Raw genomic sequence first — 17,184 nt, 5'->3', positions numbered from 1 at the left:
AGAAGTTCATATAAGAGTTAAAGTTACGCTGCTCCGCGGAAGGGAGGAGATAGATATGATCAAGGTTGGGATTATCGGCACCGGCAAAATTGCAGAGACACATTTGAAAGCGTATGCAGAATTTAGTGAACGCTGCCGGGTTGTAGCGCTTGCCAATCCCGGTATGGACAAAGCGGCGGCTTTGCGGGATCGGTTCGGACTGGACTGCAGGCTGGTTCAGGATTATCGGGAGCTGCTGCGGGACGGGGAACTCGATCTGGTCTCCATCTGCGCGCCGCCGCATTTGCATGCGGAGATCGCGGTGAACTGCCTGGAAGCAGGCGTTCATGTGCTGATCGAGAAGCCGATGGCGATGTCTCTCGCCGAATGCGACCGGATGCTGGAGGCTCAGGCTTCGTCCGGGCGTCTGCTGTCGGTAGTCGGACAGGAACGGTTCGTGGACAAGAACGTGAAGCTGAAAGCGGTGCTGGAATCCGGTCTGATCGGCCGGATTGTGCATGCCCAGGTAGAGTCCTACTGGTGGCGCGGCCGCAGCTATTATGATGTTTGGTGGCGGGGATCCTGGGAGAGAGAAGGCGGAGGCTGTACGCTTAACCATGGGGTACACCATATGGATTTGCTGCAGTGGATGATGGGCATGCCGCGGTCCGTCCAGGCCGTTATGAGCAATACGTCCCATCCCAATTCGGAGCTGGAGGATCTCTCCATAGCGGTCTTTGTTTATGATGGAGGCGCTTTGGCGCAAATGACCAGCTCGGTGGTCCATCACGGAGAGGAACGGCAGATGGTTTTTCAGGGAGAGCGGGCAAGGGTGTCAGCGCCTTGGAAGGTTTATGCGTCCCAGGAGCTGGAGGACGGGTTTCCGGTCCGTCATCCGAAGCTGGAGGAAGAGATCGAGCAGTTCGCCGGCGAGTCAGAGACGCTGAAATATGACGCTCATACCGGACAGGTGGACGATGTTTTGACGGCGATCGAGAACGGTTCGCTCAAAGTGCTGATCGACGGTCATGAAGGCCGGAAGACGCTTGAATTGATTACGGCCGTCTATGAAGCCGCGATAACCGGAGGTCGGGTGGAGCTTCCGCTCAGCCCGGACAGCCGCTTCTATACCCGGGAAGGATTTCTGGCGGCAGTATCTGCCTACCCGTTACCGGAGCGTCCAAAGATGTCCGCTCCAAAGGCGTCCGCAATTCCGGCTAATGCTGAGTCAGGAGGAGAAGCGTAATGGTCAAATTCAGCCTGATTGGCGGCGCCGGGTTCAGGGCCCAATATTTTCTGCGAATTGCTAAAGCTTTGCCGGACCGTTTCCACGTCAGTGGCATGGTCGTGCGGGATGAAGCCAAAGGCAGACAAATGGAGGCCGAATGGGGAACATCCACTTATCGTACATTGGATGAACTGCTGGCGAAGGAAACGCCGGATTTTGTCGTTGTGGCCGTGGGCGGGAGCAGCGGCAGCGAATATTTGCTGAAGCTCGCCGAGCTTGGCGTGCCGGTGCTGGCCGAAACGCCGCCGGCTTCGGATTTGAATGAGCTGGAGGCCTTATTGGATCGGGCTGCTTCCTTAAATGCCCGTATTCAGGTGGCCGAGCAGTACCAGTTCCATCCGGTTCAGCAGGCAAGGCTGGCGCTGCTCCGCTCGGGGAAATTAGGACGAATCACGGAGGCGACCGTTTCAATTTCCCATATGTATCACGGCGTCAGCCTCATCCGGCGTATGCTCGGCAAGTCTTTTGAAGAAGTGAGGATCAAAGCGATGCGTTTTGATTCGGAGTGGGTGCAGGGGCCGAGTCGCAGTGGCCCGCCGCAGGTTGACCAAATCGTCGCTATGCAGCGGGATTTAGCCTGGCTGGATTTCGGGGATGCGCTCGGCATTTATGATTTCACGAAGGATCAGCACCGCTCCTGGATTCGTTCCAATCATTTATCGGTGAGGGGCGAACGCGGCGAAATCTTTGACCAGCGGGTGCTGCTTCAGCCGGAGGACCTGATCCCCCGGCAGCTGGAGCTGAAACGGGTCAACAAAGGCGAATATGAGAATCAGGAAGGGTATTTCCTTCAAGGCATCCTGTGCGGAGAGGAGTGGCTTTATACGAATCCGTTCGCTCCCGCCAGATTATACGATGATGAAATCGCGATTGCGGCCTGTCTGCAGCAAATGGCCGATTATATCAGCGGAGGGCCGGCTTTCTACGGGCTTGAAGAGGCGGCGCAGGACTGTTACCTTGGATGGCAGATCGAACGGGCGATCCGGACGGGCGAGATGGTAACGGCGGTGAAGCCGAGCTGGGGGCGTTCATTGTCCTAAATTCAAAAGTTCAGACCGCCTAGGAGGAGGAACAAGCTCAGGCTGAGAGAAACTGGCGGAAACAAACAGAAACAAACAATCAAGCGGAGAAACAGAGTTAAGCAGAGAAACAGCAGCGAATAAAATAGAGAATAACAAAGAACAATCAGAGAACAATCATAGAACAATCAGAGAGTAACAGAGAACAACAGAGAACAACAGAGAACAACAGAGAACAACAGAGAACAACCATAAAACAGCCAGAGGGCCTTAGGGTTCTCTTTTTTGTATGCTTTTTTCTGATAGAAGATAGAAAGCAATTTTCTTCTGACCAAACAGGAATACAATCTCTTAATCCGGTCAATGCTAGTCTCATAGATTCCTATAAACGGATAAATGAGAGGCAGCAGGAGCGGGGCTCCGGCAGGCCGGTGCGGAGGAGAACAAAACGATGAGAACACGAAATGCCGTTGTACTGATAAGCCTTATGATTTCTTTGGTTACAGCTCTATTATTTGTGGTTGGATTTGGCCCCGGTGCCGGAAAATTGATTCAAGCGGCCGGAAACGCGGCTCAGGCCCCTCAATTAGATCAGGCGGATGCGCAGCTTCAGCAGCTGCTGAAGCTTGCCCGTGAGCAGGTGTCCGGCAAGCTGGACACGGTCGTTAAATGGCAGGGAGCCTGGAATAGTGATCTGCAGGCGGAACCAGCGGCTGAACGGCTGGCGCGACAGCTAGGCCTTTCTGCAGTGGGAACGGAGAACGTTCAAGGCCACGAGGTTTATACGTCAGACGGGTTAAAGGGCGGCGTAATGGGTAAACTTTCCTTGATGGAAGTAAATGGGGCGCTCTATGTCATTTACCGGTTAGATGCCGAGGCATCAGCGGCGGATGAGCTTGAGCAGCAGCAGCATGAGGCCGGTCGGGTTTTGCTGAGTAATGGTGTGGCTGCCGCGTGGAACGGTTCCGTTCAAGGCTTGGCGCCGCTTCCTGGGGAACAGGCAGCAACAGCGACTTCATCTGCGGACGGATCGTCCAAAGACGCTTCTGTCATGCTGAGCAGCATGGAGAAGGAGGCGGGGGAGCTTCAAGCGAGCCCAATTGATTCATTTGAAGATGGGACTACGGTTTCCCGAACTTATGAAGTGCCTTCCTTCGGGATTACCACGCTGATTAATGGCCGCAAGGCCGGGCTGCAAATGGCCTCGCATACCGATACGGTGACGGGTCTGCAGCAGGTTTCATATGGTTCGCCGATGCTGACAATTGAGTACTGAGGCGGCGTTCTTTTTCCAAGAAGGAAGAGGATGGAATTGGAAATTCAGATATGCTAAAATACATCACGTAAATCCGGTTGGATGAGCATATCAATGTTTATGGTAAGGCGGCGAATCGATTTCAGTGATGAAAGAGATTCAGGCATCAATTCATTTTCTAATCCACTATAGAAAGAATGAGGAGCCATGGCTGATAATCAAAATGTTGAAGCGCTGCAAACGCCGGGAACAGCCTTTTTTATCTTTGGGGCCACCGGGGATTTGGCGCACCGCAAGCTTTATCCTGCAATTTATTCACTGTACCGCGAAGGGAAAATAGCCGAGGATTTTGCGGTTATTGGCGTAGCACGCCGTCCCCGCACTCCTGAACAGTTCAGGAACGATCTGCGGGAATCCATTACGGAGTTCTGCCGGTACAAAATCAAAGACGAGGAAGAATGGAACCGTTTTGCCGAGCATTTTGAGTACAAATCGCTGGATATTAACAATTTGGACGGTTATGTGGAACTCAAGCAGCATACGGAAGCACTGGAGCAAAAGTTTAACATTCCGGGCAACCGCTTGTTCTATCTCGCGCTGGCACCGGAACTGTTCAGCAGCGTATCGCTGAATCTGAAGAAAGGCGGTATGCTGGACAGCGAGGGCTGGCATCGTCTCGTGATTGAGAAGCCGTTTGGTTATGATCTGCCTTCGGCCGAGAAGCTCAACGCGGAATTAAATGAAGTGTTTAAGGAAGAAGAAATTTACCGTATTGACCATTATCTTGGCAAAGAGATGGTTCAGAATATTGAAGTGATCCGTTTCGCGAATGCGTTCTTTGAGCCGCTGTGGAACAACAAACATATTGCGAACGTGCAGATTACGCTCAGCGAAACGGTAGGCGTCGAGGAACGGGGCGGATATTACGATCATGCAGGGGCGCTGCGCGACATGGGGCAGAACCATATGCTGCAGATGCTCACGATGATTGCGATGGAACCGCCAAGCCGGCTGCTGGCCGAGGACATCCGCGACGAGAAGGTTAAGGTGCTGCGCTCGCTTCGCCATTATAATACGAACGAAGAAGTTGGCGAGAACGTCGTGCGCGCCCAATATACAGCCGGGGAGAAAGGCGGCAAGAAGCTGCCGGGTTACCGGGAGGAAGACAAGGTGGACCCGAATTCCAATACGGAAACGTATTTTGCTGCCCGGCTGTTCGTCGATAATTTCCGCTGGGCCGGTGTGCCGTTCTATATTCGGACGGGCAAACGCCTGCCGGTGAAGACAACGGAAGTGGTTGTGGAATTCAAGAACATGCCGAATAACGTTTATTTGGGGCAAAAGCATTCGCTCGAGCCGAACCTGCTGGTGATCCGGGTCAACCCGATGGAAGGCATTTATATCAAAATCAATGCCAAAAATCCGGGCACGGAGTCCGAGATCAAGCCAACGGCGATGGAATTCTGCCAAAGCTGCCTGGTCGGCATTAACTCGCCGGAAGCTTATGAACGGCTGCTTCATGATGCGGCTAACGGCGATTCGACGTATTTTACCCGCTGGGATGAAGTGGCGACCGCCTGGTCGTTTATCGATAAAATCGCGAAGTCCTGGAAAGAAGGGACGCCTAAGCTGGAAACTTATCCGGCCGGTACTTGGGGACCGCAGGCTACCCATGAGCTGCTGGCTAAGGACGGCTTCAAATGGTGGCCGGTGAACGGTCAGGAGGAAGACAACGTCATTTGGCTGAAGCCGGTGGAATAAGGCGCTTAAGATTATTGGCAAGATAACTGATAACTGGCAAGATAGCAGGAAGAGAACAGGAAAAGGAATATGAACCTGATGCTGAACATCCTCATACGCTTAACGTATGGGGATGTTTTTCGCCTGCATGGGTATCCCGGATGGCAGCAAATGCTGTCCTGTCTTGGCTCGTAAATTGTGATACAATAGATATACATGTGCGTTCGCAATACTTGAGGAATGAAGGGAACCGTGAAGAAATGAACAAAGCTTTGAATGTGCTGCAGCAAGAGGTGGACAAACGCCGTACGTTTGCCATCATCTCTCACCCGGATGCGGGTAAAACGACCCTTACGGAAAAACTGCTGCTGTTCGGCGGAGCCATCCGTCTGGCGGGTTCGGTTAAAGCAAGAAAAGCCAGCAAACACGCAACCAGTGACTGGATGGAAATCGAGAAGCAGCGGGGGATCTCCGTTACGTCTTCGGTGATGCAGTTTGATTATAAAGGACATCGGATCAACATTCTGGATACGCCGGGTCACCAGGACTTCAGTGAGGACACTTACCGGACTTTGACGGCTGCGGACAGCGCGGTCATGCTTATTGACGTGGCAAAAGGCGTCGAGCCTCAAACGATCAAGCTGTTCCAGGTGTGCGCGAAACGCGGCATTCCGATCTTTACGTTTATTAACAAACTCGACCGTGAAGGCCGCAGCCCCTTTGAACTGATGGAAGAGCTGGAGAACGTGCTCGGCATCCGCTCCGTGCCAATGAACTGGCCGATCGGCATGGGCCGTGAGCTTTCCGGCGTCTACGACCGGATGAAGAATCAGGTCGAATTGTTCCAGGGCGATGATCACTCCACGATTCAGGTTAAGAAAGTGGATGGATACGAAGATAAGGTAATCGGTGAAATTGCGGGCGAATACCTGCACGATCAGCTGTGCCAGGATTTGGAGCTGCTGGACGTGGCGGGCGATCCGTTTGATTATGACAAGGTTATGCGCGGTGAATTGACGCCCGTCTTCTTCGGCAGTGCGGTCAACAACTTCGGCGTGCAGACGTTCCTGGAGAACTTCCTGGAGCTGGCGCCCAAACCGGAGCCGCGCAGAAGTACGGCCGGTTTGGTAGAGCCGACGGACGAGAAGTTCAGCGGCTACGTCTTCAAGATTCAGGCTAACATGAACCCGGCGCACCGCGACCGGATCGCATTCCTGCGGATCGTGTCCGGCAAGTTCGAGCGGGGCATGACGGTCAAACATGTCCGCGCGGGCAAGGACATCAAGCTGGCCCAGCCGCAGCAGTTTCTGGCGCAGGACCGTGACATCGTGAATGAAGCCTATCCGGGCGACATTATCGGTTTGTTTGATCCGGGCATCTTCCGGATCGGTGACTCTTTGAGCGAAAAAAGCGAGATCGTCTTTGACGAGCTGCCGACGTTTTCGCCGGAGATTTTTGCCAAGGTCAGCATCAAAAACGCGCTGAAATCGAAGCAGTTCCAGAAAGGGATCGACCAGCTGACGGAGGAAGGCATGATTCAGGTGTTCCGGACGGTCAGCTTCGACGATATTCTGCTTGGCGTAGTCGGCCAGCTGCAGTTCGAGGTGTTCGAATACCGGATGAAAGGCGAATACGGCGTGGACGTGCAGCTTCAGCGCATGCCTTACCAGTTCGCCCGCTGGATCGTAATGGATAAAGTGGACCCTTCGAAATTCCGGATTAACTCGGTGCTTGTGAAGGACAAGAAAGAGAACTATGTGGTTCTGTTCGAAAACGAATACGCCATGCGCACGGCAATGGAGAAACTTCCGGAAGCGAAGTTCCTGGAAACCGCGCCTTGATGATAAACAACAAAATCCCTCGTTCCGGTTTAAGGCCGGAAGAGGGATTTGTTGTTTTACTTCGATGCGGAAGAAGCTTTTAACGCGCTGTCCAAAACGGCGACAAGTTCGTCTTGTTTGGCTTTGTCGATTTTCTGCCAGATCAGCTCGAAAGCTACGCCAAGGCCGGGCAGGGCCGCTTCCTGGGCATGAATAGATCCTTCAATCATCGAACGCAGACCTTGAAGATCGTTGCCGTGCATTTTATGCATGACCGCTTCTCTCAAGCTCATCATAATAGCCATGATGACATCCTCCTCATGGTTCGAAGTAAAGCTTTCAGCCTAACTTCAGGGGTTAGCAAGGCTTAAAGCTGTGCTGCTTCTCAAGCTGTCCCGAGTGCGCAAGCGGGGGTGGCGCTTGATTTTACACACAGGCAGCATTTTTAATGTACCCTCAAGGAGTCCTGGAAATACAAGCAACGTTTGGATTGTGTTAAGATAGAGGAAAGTATACGTGTGTTAATTCAAACAACAGGTGAGGTAAAAATGTCAAAAAAACAGTTTGCCGTTATCGGTATGGGGCGGTTTGGAATAAGCGTGGCCAAGTCGTTAAGCCAAATGGGATTTGATGTGCTGGCCATTGATTCGGATGAAAATAGAACGCAAGCCATAGCGAACCTGGTTACGCATGCGGTCTCCGCAGATTCCACGGATGAGGAAGCGCTGCGGGCGCTGGGGATTCGTAACTTTGACGTCGTGGTTGTTGCTATTGGACAGGATATACAGTCGAGTATTTTGACAACGTTAATTCTGAAAGATCTGGGCGGACCCGTTATTGTTGCTAAAGCGCAAAATGAGCTGCACGGCAAGGTTCTGTCCAAGATCGGTGCAGATAAAGTCATCCATCCGGAGCGGGATATGGGCCTTCGGGTTGCCCATCATTTGACTTCCCCGAACATTATCGATTACATCGAAATTTCCGAAGAATACAGCATCTTGGAGCTGAAGGCGACGCCTTCCATGATCGGCAAGAACCTGATCGAGCTGAATGTCCGGGCCAAATACCGCTGTAATGTCATGGCGATCAAAAAAGAAGGCGGCAAACAGATGAACATTTCCCCGGATGCCAATGATCGTTTGAACAGCGACGATATTTTGGTAGTTGTCGGGCAGAAGGATGATCTGGTGAAGCTGGAACTGGCGATGACCCAAGGGAAATAGTCGGGAGCTACAGAATCGACTGTAACGACTGAACGACTGTAAAGACCGTAGAAACCGTAATATAAGCAAACATCCGTTTTGCCTGCATGAATGCAGGCGGACTGCTAATAATATCAGAAACAGGAGTCGTGAACTGAACGATGCAAATTGAATCGACCCAGAACAGCCGGGTGAAGGAATGGAGCTCGCTGCTGGAGAAAAAACACCGCGATAAACACCGCAAATTTATCGTTGAAGGTGTTCATTTGGTTCAGGAGGCGCTGAAAGCGCACGCTGACATAGAGTGCGTAGCCTTCTCGCTGGAGCGCGGAATTCCATCCGAGCTGGCGCGCGCGGCAGCCGATTCGCTGGGCGTCGAATGGATCGGCGTCTCGGAGGCGGTCATCGCTAAATGTACGGACACCAAAACGCCGCAGCCTGTCTTTGCCGTGATCCGCAAGGAGAACGTCCCGCCGGCCCGGCTGTTTGAGCAGCCGGACAGCCTGGTTGTCGTGCTGGACGGCGTGCAGGACCCCGGCAACGTCGGGACGATTATCCGCAGCGCAGACGCTGTCGGCGCGGCCGGCGTAGTCATCGGGCGCGGCAGCGCCGATGTGTACGGACCCAAGGTCATTCGATCGACGATGGGTTCGCTTTTTCACCTTCCGATTGTGGAGGGGGATTTGAAAGAGCTGCTCCCGCAGGCGAAAGAGCGGGGCGTACGCATCGCCGGGACAAGCCTGCAGTCTGCGCGCAGCTGTTATGAATATGATTTTACCGGAGCCAAGTGGCTCGTGTTCGGCAGTGAAGGCGGGGGACTGTCCAAGGACACGCTGGCGCTGCTGGATGATGCGGTCATCATCCCGATGAAAGGCCGGGCCGAATCGCTGAACGTGGCGATGGCTGCGTCGGTGTTGCTGTTCGAGGCTTCGCGGCAGCGGGATTTTAAGGGATAAAGCACTACCGTGGATTCGAACTAACCGCCGAACTTGACTGTTGTTTGTTTCAAAAAAGACTGAAAATGGGTTGGCTTATGCCGGTCATTTTTCAGTCTTTTTTGTTTGTGAATCTACTAAATTTTCAATAAGCAAAAAATCTTAAATTCTAAGAAAAACAGAGCATTTGAAAGTTGTCGACGGAGACGCTTGTCAACCGGCGAGGGCAAGCTTACCGCTCGTAAAACGCAGCTTCAGAAATGGCCAATTTTCGAACTTTATCTCTTTATCTAGGGGGTGTATTCTGAGGACAATTCATCCAGAAAAGAGGTGAAACAAATGGAAGAATTCATGAGAAATTTCGAGGCCAAACATAAAGTAGAGGTTCTGCGTGATGAATCTTTATATTGGGATCCAGATAAGTCGGTTTATGTCTGGAATCCGCTTGTTGTTCAAGTAGACGTTCCACAACTCAGATCCTTTGTGGGAAGATGGGGGCGAAGTGGGAAGTTCGGGCCTGTAAGCTACCTTGTTAATGGAAAGGGTAAAATTGAGTTCAGAGGAGGATACGGGAAAGATATGGATCCCATGTTATAAAAAAGTTAAGGCAGCTATGGCTGAAGCAATCAAACGACTGCCAGAGAACCCCATTATGGTCTGGTGATCCATGACCTAATTCTCCAATTGCATTACCGCAAAAGGACAAAATATAGGGAGAAGAACCCTGGTGGTTCTTCTCCCTATATTTTTCTTCTATTTCCTCTCCGGGTCAGCTTTCCTCCACCTTGCTCCCCAGCGGTTTTCTCTCCGTCAGGTAATAAAGCAAAGCGATGACCGGCAGGATCATGCCGATTAAGGCCGCTAACTTCCATCCGCCGTGCGAATAAGCCCAGCCGCCCACGGATGAGCCGATGGCTCCACCAATGAAGAAGATCGACATGAACAAACCGTTCAACCGGCCTCTGGCCTCGCTGCCGATGGAGAAAATGGCCCGTTGTCCGAGCACCAGGTTGCCGGAAACCGCCATGTCCAGCGTGATGGCAGCAATGACAAGCAGCAGCAGAGCGACAAAGGAATGACCCTGTACCAGAATTGCCAACAGGAAAGACAATACGGCTACAATTAAAGCGACAGCGGTTAAGACACGGGACATCCCTCTGTCGGCTAACCGGCCGCAAATCGGAGCGGCGACCGCTCCGCCGACACCGGCGAGTGCAAACCAGGCAATGCCCTGCTGCGAAATGCCGAATTCATCAGCCAAATGCAGCGGAACAACCGTCCAGAAGAGACTGAACGAACCGAACAGGCAGGCTTGGTAGAAAGCGCGCCGGCGCAAAATCGGCGTATTCTTGAAAAGCGTGCCCAAAGAGACAACAAGCTGCCCGTAACTCAACGAATGGGTTGGCAGGCGTTTTGGCAGCACCCGTGCCAGCACAAGGGCAAGCACCGCTACCAGAACAGCAGAGATCGCAAAGATAGCCTGCCACCCCAGCAGGCTGGCAACAAAGCTGGCGACCGGGCGGGCAAACATGATGCCGAGCAGCAGTCCGCTCATGACATTGCCGACAACCCGGCCTCTTTGCTCGTCAGAAGACAGGTATGTGGCATAAGGCACCAGAATCTGAGCAACAACTGAACCTAAGCCAATCACCAGCGAGGCGGCCAGAAACAACCCCGAGTTGCGGACAAAGGTGGCTACAAGCAGCGCCGCCACGACGATCACCAACGACCCGACGGATAAGCTCCGGTTCTCCAATATGTCGCTAAGCGGGACGATAAACAAAAGTCCAAGCACATAACCGATCTGCGTGATGGTCACGATCAGTCCTGCCGCTGAAGCGGAAAGTCCTGTAGCTTCACTGATTGGACCCACCAGAGTCTGCGCATAATAAAGGTTAGCGACGATAATTCCGCACGAGACGGCCAATAAAAAAGACAGCCAGCCGGGAATGTTTTTGTGCTGTTGTACTGAAGCGTTCATAAGAAAAAGGCCTCCTTAAATGTATTAATCCCTGTACGTAATCGGGAAAAACGTTTATTAATTAAATAATGAACGTATAGTTTATTAATTCGTGACTTCATCATATACTGAACGACGCGTATTGTAAATAGTTTTTTTATTGTTTAGTATAATAACTAACTGCATTTATTTATTCGTACGGTGGGTTTGTTAAGGAGGAGAATGGATTTGACAGGAAAAAGAGGACGTCCGCGCAGTATAGAAACCGAAAAATCCATCTTGCAGGCTTCCTTCGAGTTGCTGCTGGAAATGGGATTTGCTTCGGTAACGATTGAAAAAATCGCCGAACGGGCAGGGGTCAGCAAAGCGACGATCTATAAATGGTGGCCGAATAAAGCGGCTGTGGTCATGGACGGATTTCTGTCGGGCGTATCCAAAAGATTGCCTGTACCCGACACAGGTTCCGTATACGAGGATCTACTGAAGCATGCGGCTTATGTCGTTTCGTTTCTGACCAGCATCGAAGGAAAGGTTCTGTCCGAAATCATCGGCGAAGGCCAGTCCGATCCGACGCTGGCTGAGGCTTATCAAACGCGGTATTTTGCCCCTCGGCGTGCAGAAGCCAAACAAATAATTGCGCGGGGGATCGAACGGGGGGAACTGAACAAGGAGATCGACATGGATTTGTTTATTGACCTGATCTACGGGCCGTTTTTCTATCGGCTGATCATGACGGGCGGCGAATTAAACGAAGCTTATGTCCATCAGATTGTGAATGCGGCCTTTTATGGGATCCGGACCAAAACCCCTTAGACAATAACATAGTGTTCCCTCTTTAACGAAAAAAGGCAGGAATCCTGGACTGGCCAGTGATCTCTGCCTTTTTCGTATTAGAAGCTGCCCTGCTGCTCTTTCTTATATTCATTCGGCGAGCAGCCGACGGCCTGCTTAAACAGCTTGGAGAAATACGAATAGTTCCCGTATCCGACCTTGTTGGCTACCGCGTATACCGACAGGGAAGTAGTCTCCAGCAGCTGCTTGGCGGCGGCAATACGGACCTGGATCACATAGCTGCCCAAGGAAATGCCCGTTTCTTTCTTAAACAATCTCGCCAGGTAATCGGGGTTCAGGTAAACGATTTCGGCAAGATCATTGCGCGACAGCTCATCTCCATAGTGGCTCAGGATATGCTGTTTGATCTCCTCGACTACGGACGTGGCCCGTTCCGTAAAGTCCCGGTACTCCATCGCGGTAGTGACCAAATCCTGAACGAAAGCTTCCATGTCCTCAATCGAATTAAGGGATTGGGCCAGCAGCTGCTCGTGCGTTTTGCCGGTGTACAGCTTGTGGGCCTGAATGCCTTTCATTTTCAGAAAAGAATAAACGAGCTGCACCAGATCCAGCCGGAACAAACTGAGCACGGACACGTTCAGCATGCGGTGGCTGAGCCTTCCCCTTAAGTAACGGGAGGTTTCGGCCAGCAGAACTTCAGGCTGGTTGCGGTTCAGCAGCTCCTCCCAGTGGGCCAGATCAGGCGCGGCATATTCGGCTGGCTCCCGGGCAAGCTCCAAATAATCCTGCACATCGTATATTTCGTTCCGGGCTTGTACCATTTCGCTGTCCATGGTTAACAGCTGCCGGATGCAGAGGCTGACGCCTTCCATCTGCGAGGGCAGCGCAATCGTGCAGCAGGCCTCGCATTTGAGATAAGGGCGGGCCTTCTGGAGGAAAGAGGCGCATAACTCCCGCAGCAGGTCCTGCTCCGGAGCCCCCTTCCATTTCAGCATGGCCATCCAGTGGTCGTCCTTGTATTCAAGCATCGTGTCCACGGAAAAAGACGGCTGCTGAAACAGCTCATAAAACACATTTTGCAGCGCGAAATCGAACAACCCTTTCTCCTGGCTGCCCATGCTCCCGTTATGCGGGAACAGATGGAACATCAGGGGCTGCACCTTATCATCCAGCCGGTAATCGAGGTTCTGTTCCCGGATGGACTCGGCAAGTACGGCCGGTTTAATCAGGGAAGAGGAGCTGTCGCTAATGAGCTTCCTCCAGAAATGCTCCAGCATTTTGGACTGGTTGCGCTGCCAGTATTGGCCTTCCTGGATCGCCCGCTGGGCGCTCTGCTGCTCCTTCACGCGCTGAACCGCCTTCTGGATGATCAGCATCAGCTTATCGAATTCAATAGGCTTCAGGAAATATTCAAAGCTTTGCAGCTCGATCGCTTTCTGGGCGTAATTGAAATCGGCGTAATTGGTCAGCAGGATGGCCTGCACACTGTAGTTCATTTCCCGAATCCAGGCGAGCAGCTCCAGACCGCTGCCCTGCGGCATCTCGATGTCGGATATCAGGATATGAACCGGATGCTGCTGTAAAATTTCCCGAGCCTGGGCGACATTATGCGCCGTATAGACCTGTTCAATATTCAGGGAGCGCCAGTTGATCTTGCGCTCCAGCGCGGTCACGACAAAATAGTCGTCGTCCACGATCAGCGCGCGGAGGGCGGGATAAGGAGCCGGAAAGGCAGAAGAGGACAAAGGGACAGTGTCCGATTGTGTGTCCGGTCCGTTTCTGTCGCTCTCGTTCCGGCGATCGACCTCGTTTGCATGGCTGTCCTTTTTTATGCCACCGGCTTCGCTCCTTCCGTCCCCCCGGACCATTATTGTCGTTCCAGCCGGATTTGCATCCGCGGGAAAAGCGTTCATAACATACACTCCTTTTATTCCGGCGGGTAAACCGGAAGATCAATCGTCACGCAGGCCCCGCCGGTTGCCAGATTCGAGAAGGTGACGGAAGCCTGCTGCCGGTAAAGGGACTCCAGCCTTTGCAGCGTGTTCATAATGCCGATATGCGTGCCTTTGGACTGATCCAGCGGGCGTCCTTGACGCAGCGCCTCCAGAACGTCCGGCGGGAAGCCGGGGCCGTTGTCGGCAATCTGAATGAGGTTCCGCGGCGGCGCAGAAGCCGGGTACTCCTGTTCCTTAACCGGCGGATCAGCTGCTGCCTTGCGCTGGAGCTTCAATATAATTTGGGCCTCGCGGGTCCGGGATACACCGTATTTGACCGCATTTTCGATAAAGGTTTGCAGCACCAGCGGCGGAATCAGGCCGGCGTCCGTCTGGGCGCCAGTATCATTTCCACGCTTGCCTTGGTCCGCGCCCTTGCCCTCGTTCTCGCTTTCGCCAGTGTCCTCAACAGTGTCCCTTTCAATCCGGAAAGAGAGGGCGTTCTGATAACGGTGCCTTTGAATGTCGAGATACGTCCTGACATGGTCGATCTCATCCTCAAGCCGCACGAAATTTTCCCCGTTCTGAAAAATATACCGAAAATATTTGGACGTCGACATCGCCATATTTTCAATCTCCTCATACATCTGCATCTGCGCCATGCTGTAGATGCTGGTCAGGCAGTTCAGGAAGAAATGCGGGTTGATCTGCAGCTTCATGTAATCCAGCTGGATGCGCTGCTTCTCAAGCTCCCGTTCATACAGGTCAATCTTGAACTTCTTGATCTGGCCCACCAGATGCTGGAACTGGGTGTTGGCTTTCTCCAGCTCAATAATTTTGCTGCTCTCCATGTCGATCGTCTCCCCATCCTCCGTCCAGAAGGACAGATTATAGGAGAAGCGTTTGATCGGGGTCAGCACCTTGCGTCTGAAGTACATCAGGATAAAAGCCAGATTGCCGGCAATGATCAAGGCCAGCAGCAGGATCAGCAGCTGGGCGATGACGATCTTCTCGAAGGTGCCAAATTGAATGACCAGCTTCACGTGGAAGGTGGCATTCGTAAATTCGCCGTCCACCGTCGTCCGGGTCTGAATCAGATTCAGGAAGGAAGGCGGCGACTGGCTGGCCTGGGCTTCTTCAGGAGTCAGCCGGGTTCCATTATTCAGAATGGGGCTGGTCAGGCTGGTTCCATCTTCGGCGACAAACGAAGCCAGGCCGTCTTCGCCAAGGTTGATCTGCCGCAGCGGCGAGATCAGGTTATCGGCCGAGATGAGCGCGATCATGTAGCTGTCCTGATAAGGAGCGATGCTGATCATGTAATATTTTCCCCGTACCATCACCGGCGTCCATTTGGAATAAAACCGTTCATAAATCTCGTTGTCCTGCACATTGGAGCTCAGCAAATCGGACGTAATCTGCTCTTTCAGATCCTGGTAATCGCCGTAAGGAATACTGATCGGCGCGTAGTTCAGGAAATAATCCTGATTCTTCAAATACAAGAAAAAGTTATACTCCTGGCCATAATTCCTCTGCAGCTCCGTAAACCGCTTATGCAGGCTTTCGCCTGCCTTAAAAAACTCCCAGCTGTTCAGCGGATAGCCGGTCATGGTCGTCACGCTTTCGTCGTTGGCCAGCGTCCATCCCATATAGTGGCTGATGTAGGCGAAATCGTGGTTGATCCGGTTGATGTACAGATCTGCCGTGTCCTGCAGATAGCGGGTGGACTGCTGCTTGACGATGGATATGGTAGCAAGGCTGATGACGAAATCGAGCACCAGCACGATAAACGAGATCAGAAACATGATTTTGACGTAATGACGGATCGGATATTGTTTGTTCGCTTTTTCGGCAGCCATAGGTTCAGTTATCCGCATCCTTTCGTGGGGCGCATTATGAATGCGCTTTAAATTCATTATAAAAAGGTTTGCAGGATTCGACTATAAACTTTTCCGGCCTGGAAGGCGCAAAGTCCGGATAGTGCAATGGAAAGTCTGGATAACGTCAGGGAAAACGGTCCGCAGCCCTACTCTTCCGGCGCTGCCGATAGCAACCGGACCCGAGAAGTCCGGATAACGGCTTCACAAGGTCCGGTAAAGCGGGACGCACCGCCTATATACTGAAGGTGTTCCCGAACGGATGACTCATCCAGGCACGGAACACCGGTGATTTTCCCCGGGTCACATTTAAATAAAGAAAAAGGAGGGGATGTCATGAGAGCCGGTCAACCTGCAGTCTCAGGACAAAAATGGGGACAGATCCGAAGAAATTGGGGCTTGTATTTGCTGCTGCTTCCCGCTGTGGTGCTGTCGCTGCTGTTCGCTTACAAGCCGATGTACGGCGTGCTGATTGCTTTTAAGGATTACAGTCCGGCGCTGGGCATCGGGGGCAGCCCGTGGGCAGGGTTCAAATATTTTGATAAGTTTTTTCATTCGTACCAGTTCTCGACTACCATTAAAAATACGCTGATTATCAGCGTGTACAGCTTAGTTACGTTTCCAATTCCGATTCTGCTGGCGCTGATGGTTAACCAGATGCGGGGCAATCGGTTTAAGAGGTTTTTCCAGACAGTGTCGTATATGCCGCATTTCATCTCCACGGTGGTTATGGTCGGCCTGATGCTGATTCTGCTGTCGCCAAGCAGCGGTCTTCTTGGAAGCGTATACCGCTTGTTCGGCGCTGAAGCGCCCGATCTGATGGGTTCCTCCGGCTGGTTCAGCAGCTTGTATGTCTGGTCGGACGTGTGGCAGCATGTCGGCTGGGACAGCATCATTTATATCGCGGCTTTGTCTGCGGTAGATCCAAGCTTGTACGAAGCCGCAACCGTGGACGGTGCAAGCCGGTGGCACAAGGTAAGATATATCGATATTCCGATGCTGATGCCTACGGCCATCACGCTGCTCATTCTGCGGGTGGGCGGACTGCTGGGTGTAGGGTTTGAGAAGGTCTACCTGATGCAAAATGACCTCAACATCACGTCCAGCGAGATTCTGTCGACATACGTGTATAAGATTGGCCTGCTGAGCAGCCAATACAGCTTCTCCTCGGCGATCAACCTGTTTAATACGGTTATTAACTTTATTTTGCTGATCCTGGTCAACCAGATTTCCAAAAAGTTCAGCGAAAACAGCCTGTGGTAGAAAGGAGGAATGAAGGATGGCGATGTTGGAGGCAGAACTTAACAAGAAGGCGGGTTCCGAACAGCTCAATCACAAGAAAACCAAAAACCCGAAAATCAAAAACAACCGTTCCTCGGATACGGT

At 52.3% G+C, this 17,184-nt stretch carries 14 protein-coding genes; 10 read left to right on the top strand and 4 right to left on the bottom strand.

From position 1 onward, the window contains the following. Positions 1–55 precede the first annotated feature (55 nt). The 5 genes from CBE73_RS10165 (at position 56) to CBE73_RS10145 (ending at position 7,122) form a co-directional block, all read left to right on the top strand. Positions 56–1,225 (top strand): Gfo/Idh/MocA family protein, encoded by a 1,170-nt coding sequence (locus tag CBE73_RS10165; RefSeq protein ID WP_094094134.1) that lies wholly within the window; start codon positions 56–58, stop codon positions 1,223–1,225. Then, positions 1,225–2,307, top strand: a complete 1,083-nt coding sequence (locus CBE73_RS10160; protein ID WP_094094133.1) for a Gfo/Idh/MocA family protein — start codon at positions 1,225–1,227, stop codon at positions 2,305–2,307. Before CBE73_RS10165 ends, CBE73_RS10160 begins: the two co-directional genes overlap by 1 nt. A 430-nt stretch (positions 2,308–2,737) precedes the next feature. Then, a complete protein-coding gene (locus CBE73_RS10155; RefSeq protein WP_094094132.1) occupies positions 2,738–3,562 on the top strand; it encodes a hypothetical protein in 825 nt (274 codons plus the stop codon). Positions 3,563–3,748: 186 nt separating this feature from the next. Then, the gene (zwf, locus tag CBE73_RS10150) at positions 3,749–5,302 is read left to right on the top strand and encodes a glucose-6-phosphate dehydrogenase (RefSeq protein ID WP_094094131.1); all 1,554 of its coding nucleotides are present in this window, start codon (positions 3,749–3,751) and stop codon (positions 5,300–5,302) included. Positions 5,303–5,541: 239 nt separating this feature from the next. After that, positions 5,542–7,122 carry a peptide chain release factor 3 gene (locus tag CBE73_RS10145; RefSeq protein ID WP_094094130.1) on the top strand — a complete coding sequence of 527 codons (1,581 nt, stop codon included), beginning with the start codon at positions 5,542–5,544 and terminating at the stop codon, positions 7,120–7,122. A gap of 56 nt (positions 7,123–7,178) precedes the next feature. On the opposite strand, the gene sspI is transcribed toward CBE73_RS10145, so the two are convergent. Then, complete coding sequence (gene sspI, locus CBE73_RS10140; RefSeq protein WP_174704699.1) at positions 7,179–7,406, bottom strand: small acid-soluble spore protein SspI; 228 nt, start codon at positions 7,404–7,406, stop codon at positions 7,179–7,181. 243 nt (positions 7,407–7,649) lie between these two features. Here sspI and CBE73_RS10135 point away from each other — a divergent pair, with 243 nt between their 5' ends. From CBE73_RS10135 to CBE73_RS10125, 3 genes are all read left to right on the top strand, one after another. Next, the gene (locus CBE73_RS10135) at positions 7,650–8,324 is read left to right on the top strand and encodes a potassium channel family protein (RefSeq protein WP_094094128.1); all 675 of its coding nucleotides are present in this window, start codon (positions 7,650–7,652) and stop codon (positions 8,322–8,324) included. Between the two features lie 140 nt (positions 8,325–8,464). Next, the gene (locus CBE73_RS10130; protein WP_094094127.1) at positions 8,465–9,259 is read left to right on the top strand and encodes a TrmH family RNA methyltransferase; all 795 of its coding nucleotides are present in this window, start codon (positions 8,465–8,467) and stop codon (positions 9,257–9,259) included. 318 nt (positions 9,260–9,577) lie between these two features. After that, complete coding sequence (locus tag CBE73_RS10125) at positions 9,578–9,835, top strand: hypothetical protein (protein WP_068697702.1); 258 nt, start codon at positions 9,578–9,580, stop codon at positions 9,833–9,835. Between the two features lie 172 nt (positions 9,836–10,007). Here CBE73_RS10125 and CBE73_RS10120 read toward each other — a convergent pair whose 3' ends face one another. Then, the gene (locus tag CBE73_RS10120) at positions 10,008–11,219 is read right to left on the bottom strand and encodes an MFS transporter (protein WP_068697701.1); all 1,212 of its coding nucleotides are present in this window, start codon (positions 11,217–11,219) and stop codon (positions 10,008–10,010) included. 207 nt (positions 11,220–11,426) lie between these two features. On the opposite strand from CBE73_RS10120, the gene CBE73_RS10115 reads away from it, so the two are divergent. Then, positions 11,427–12,011, top strand: a complete 585-nt coding sequence (locus CBE73_RS10115; RefSeq protein ID WP_068697700.1) for a TetR/AcrR family transcriptional regulator — start codon at positions 11,427–11,429, stop codon at positions 12,009–12,011. A 77-nt stretch (positions 12,012–12,088) separates the two neighbouring features. On the opposite strand, the gene CBE73_RS10110 is transcribed toward CBE73_RS10115, so the two are convergent. Together CBE73_RS10110 and CBE73_RS10105 are read right to left on the bottom strand one after the other, a co-directional pair. Continuing rightward, positions 12,089–13,903: a response regulator gene (locus CBE73_RS10110; protein WP_229752826.1), complete on the bottom strand. Its 1,815-nt coding sequence runs from the start codon at positions 13,901–13,903 to the stop codon at positions 12,089–12,091. A gap of 14 nt (positions 13,904–13,917) precedes the next feature. Continuing rightward, the gene (locus CBE73_RS10105; RefSeq protein ID WP_229752824.1) at positions 13,918–15,780 is read right to left on the bottom strand and encodes a sensor histidine kinase; all 1,863 of its coding nucleotides are present in this window, start codon (positions 15,778–15,780) and stop codon (positions 13,918–13,920) included. A gap of 354 nt (positions 15,781–16,134) precedes the next feature. Between CBE73_RS10105 and CBE73_RS10100 the strand changes: the two genes are divergently transcribed. After that, the gene (locus CBE73_RS10100; protein ID WP_094094126.1) at positions 16,135–17,061 is read left to right on the top strand and encodes an ABC transporter permease; all 927 of its coding nucleotides are present in this window, start codon (positions 16,135–16,137) and stop codon (positions 17,059–17,061) included. The last annotated feature ends 123 nt before the right edge of the window (positions 17,062–17,184 follow it).

Origin of the sequence: Paenibacillus physcomitrellae, from assembly GCF_002240225.1 — a bacterium.
Classification (GTDB): Bacteria; Bacillota; Bacilli; order Paenibacillales; family Paenibacillaceae; genus Fontibacillus; species Fontibacillus physcomitrellae.
The sequence above is the reverse complement of the archived record's forward strand: the minus strand, read 5'-3'. Positions and strand labels throughout refer to the sequence as shown.

Excerpts from the sequence above, each read along its gene's own strand:
- sspI (WP_174704699.1), bottom strand. The coding sequence starts at position 7,406 with ATGGCTATTATGATGAGCTTGAGAGAAGCGGTCATGCATAAAATGCAC.
- CBE73_RS10100 (WP_094094126.1), top strand. The coding sequence starts at position 16,135 with ATGAGAGCCGGTCAACCTGCAGTCTCAGGACAAAAATGGGGACAGATC.
- CBE73_RS10135 (WP_094094128.1), top strand. The coding sequence starts at position 7,650 with ATGTCAAAAAAACAGTTTGCCGTTATCGGTATGGGGCGGTTTGGAATA.
- CBE73_RS10145 (WP_094094130.1), top strand. The coding sequence starts at position 5,542 with ATGAACAAAGCTTTGAATGTGCTGCAGCAAGAGGTGGACAAACGCCGT.
- CBE73_RS10105 (WP_229752824.1), bottom strand. The coding sequence starts at position 15,780 with ATGGCTGCCGAAAAAGCGAACAAACAATATCCGATCCGTCATTACGTC.
- CBE73_RS10165 (WP_094094134.1), top strand. The coding sequence starts at position 56 with ATGATCAAGGTTGGGATTATCGGCACCGGCAAAATTGCAGAGACACAT.
- CBE73_RS10160 (WP_094094133.1), top strand. The coding sequence starts at position 1,225 with ATGGTCAAATTCAGCCTGATTGGCGGCGCCGGGTTCAGGGCCCAATAT.
- CBE73_RS10120 (WP_068697701.1), bottom strand. The coding sequence starts at position 11,219 with ATGAACGCTTCAGTACAACAGCACAAAAACATTCCCGGCTGGCTGTCT.
- CBE73_RS10130 (WP_094094127.1), top strand. The coding sequence starts at position 8,465 with ATGCAAATTGAATCGACCCAGAACAGCCGGGTGAAGGAATGGAGCTCG.
- zwf (WP_094094131.1), top strand. The coding sequence starts at position 3,749 with ATGGCTGATAATCAAAATGTTGAAGCGCTGCAAACGCCGGGAACAGCC.
- CBE73_RS10110 (WP_229752826.1), bottom strand. The coding sequence starts at position 13,903 with ATGAACGCTTTTCCCGCGGATGCAAATCCGGCTGGAACGACAATAATG.
- CBE73_RS10155 (WP_094094132.1), top strand. The coding sequence starts at position 2,738 with ATGAGAACACGAAATGCCGTTGTACTGATAAGCCTTATGATTTCTTTG.
- CBE73_RS10125 (WP_068697702.1), top strand. The coding sequence starts at position 9,578 with ATGGAAGAATTCATGAGAAATTTCGAGGCCAAACATAAAGTAGAGGTT.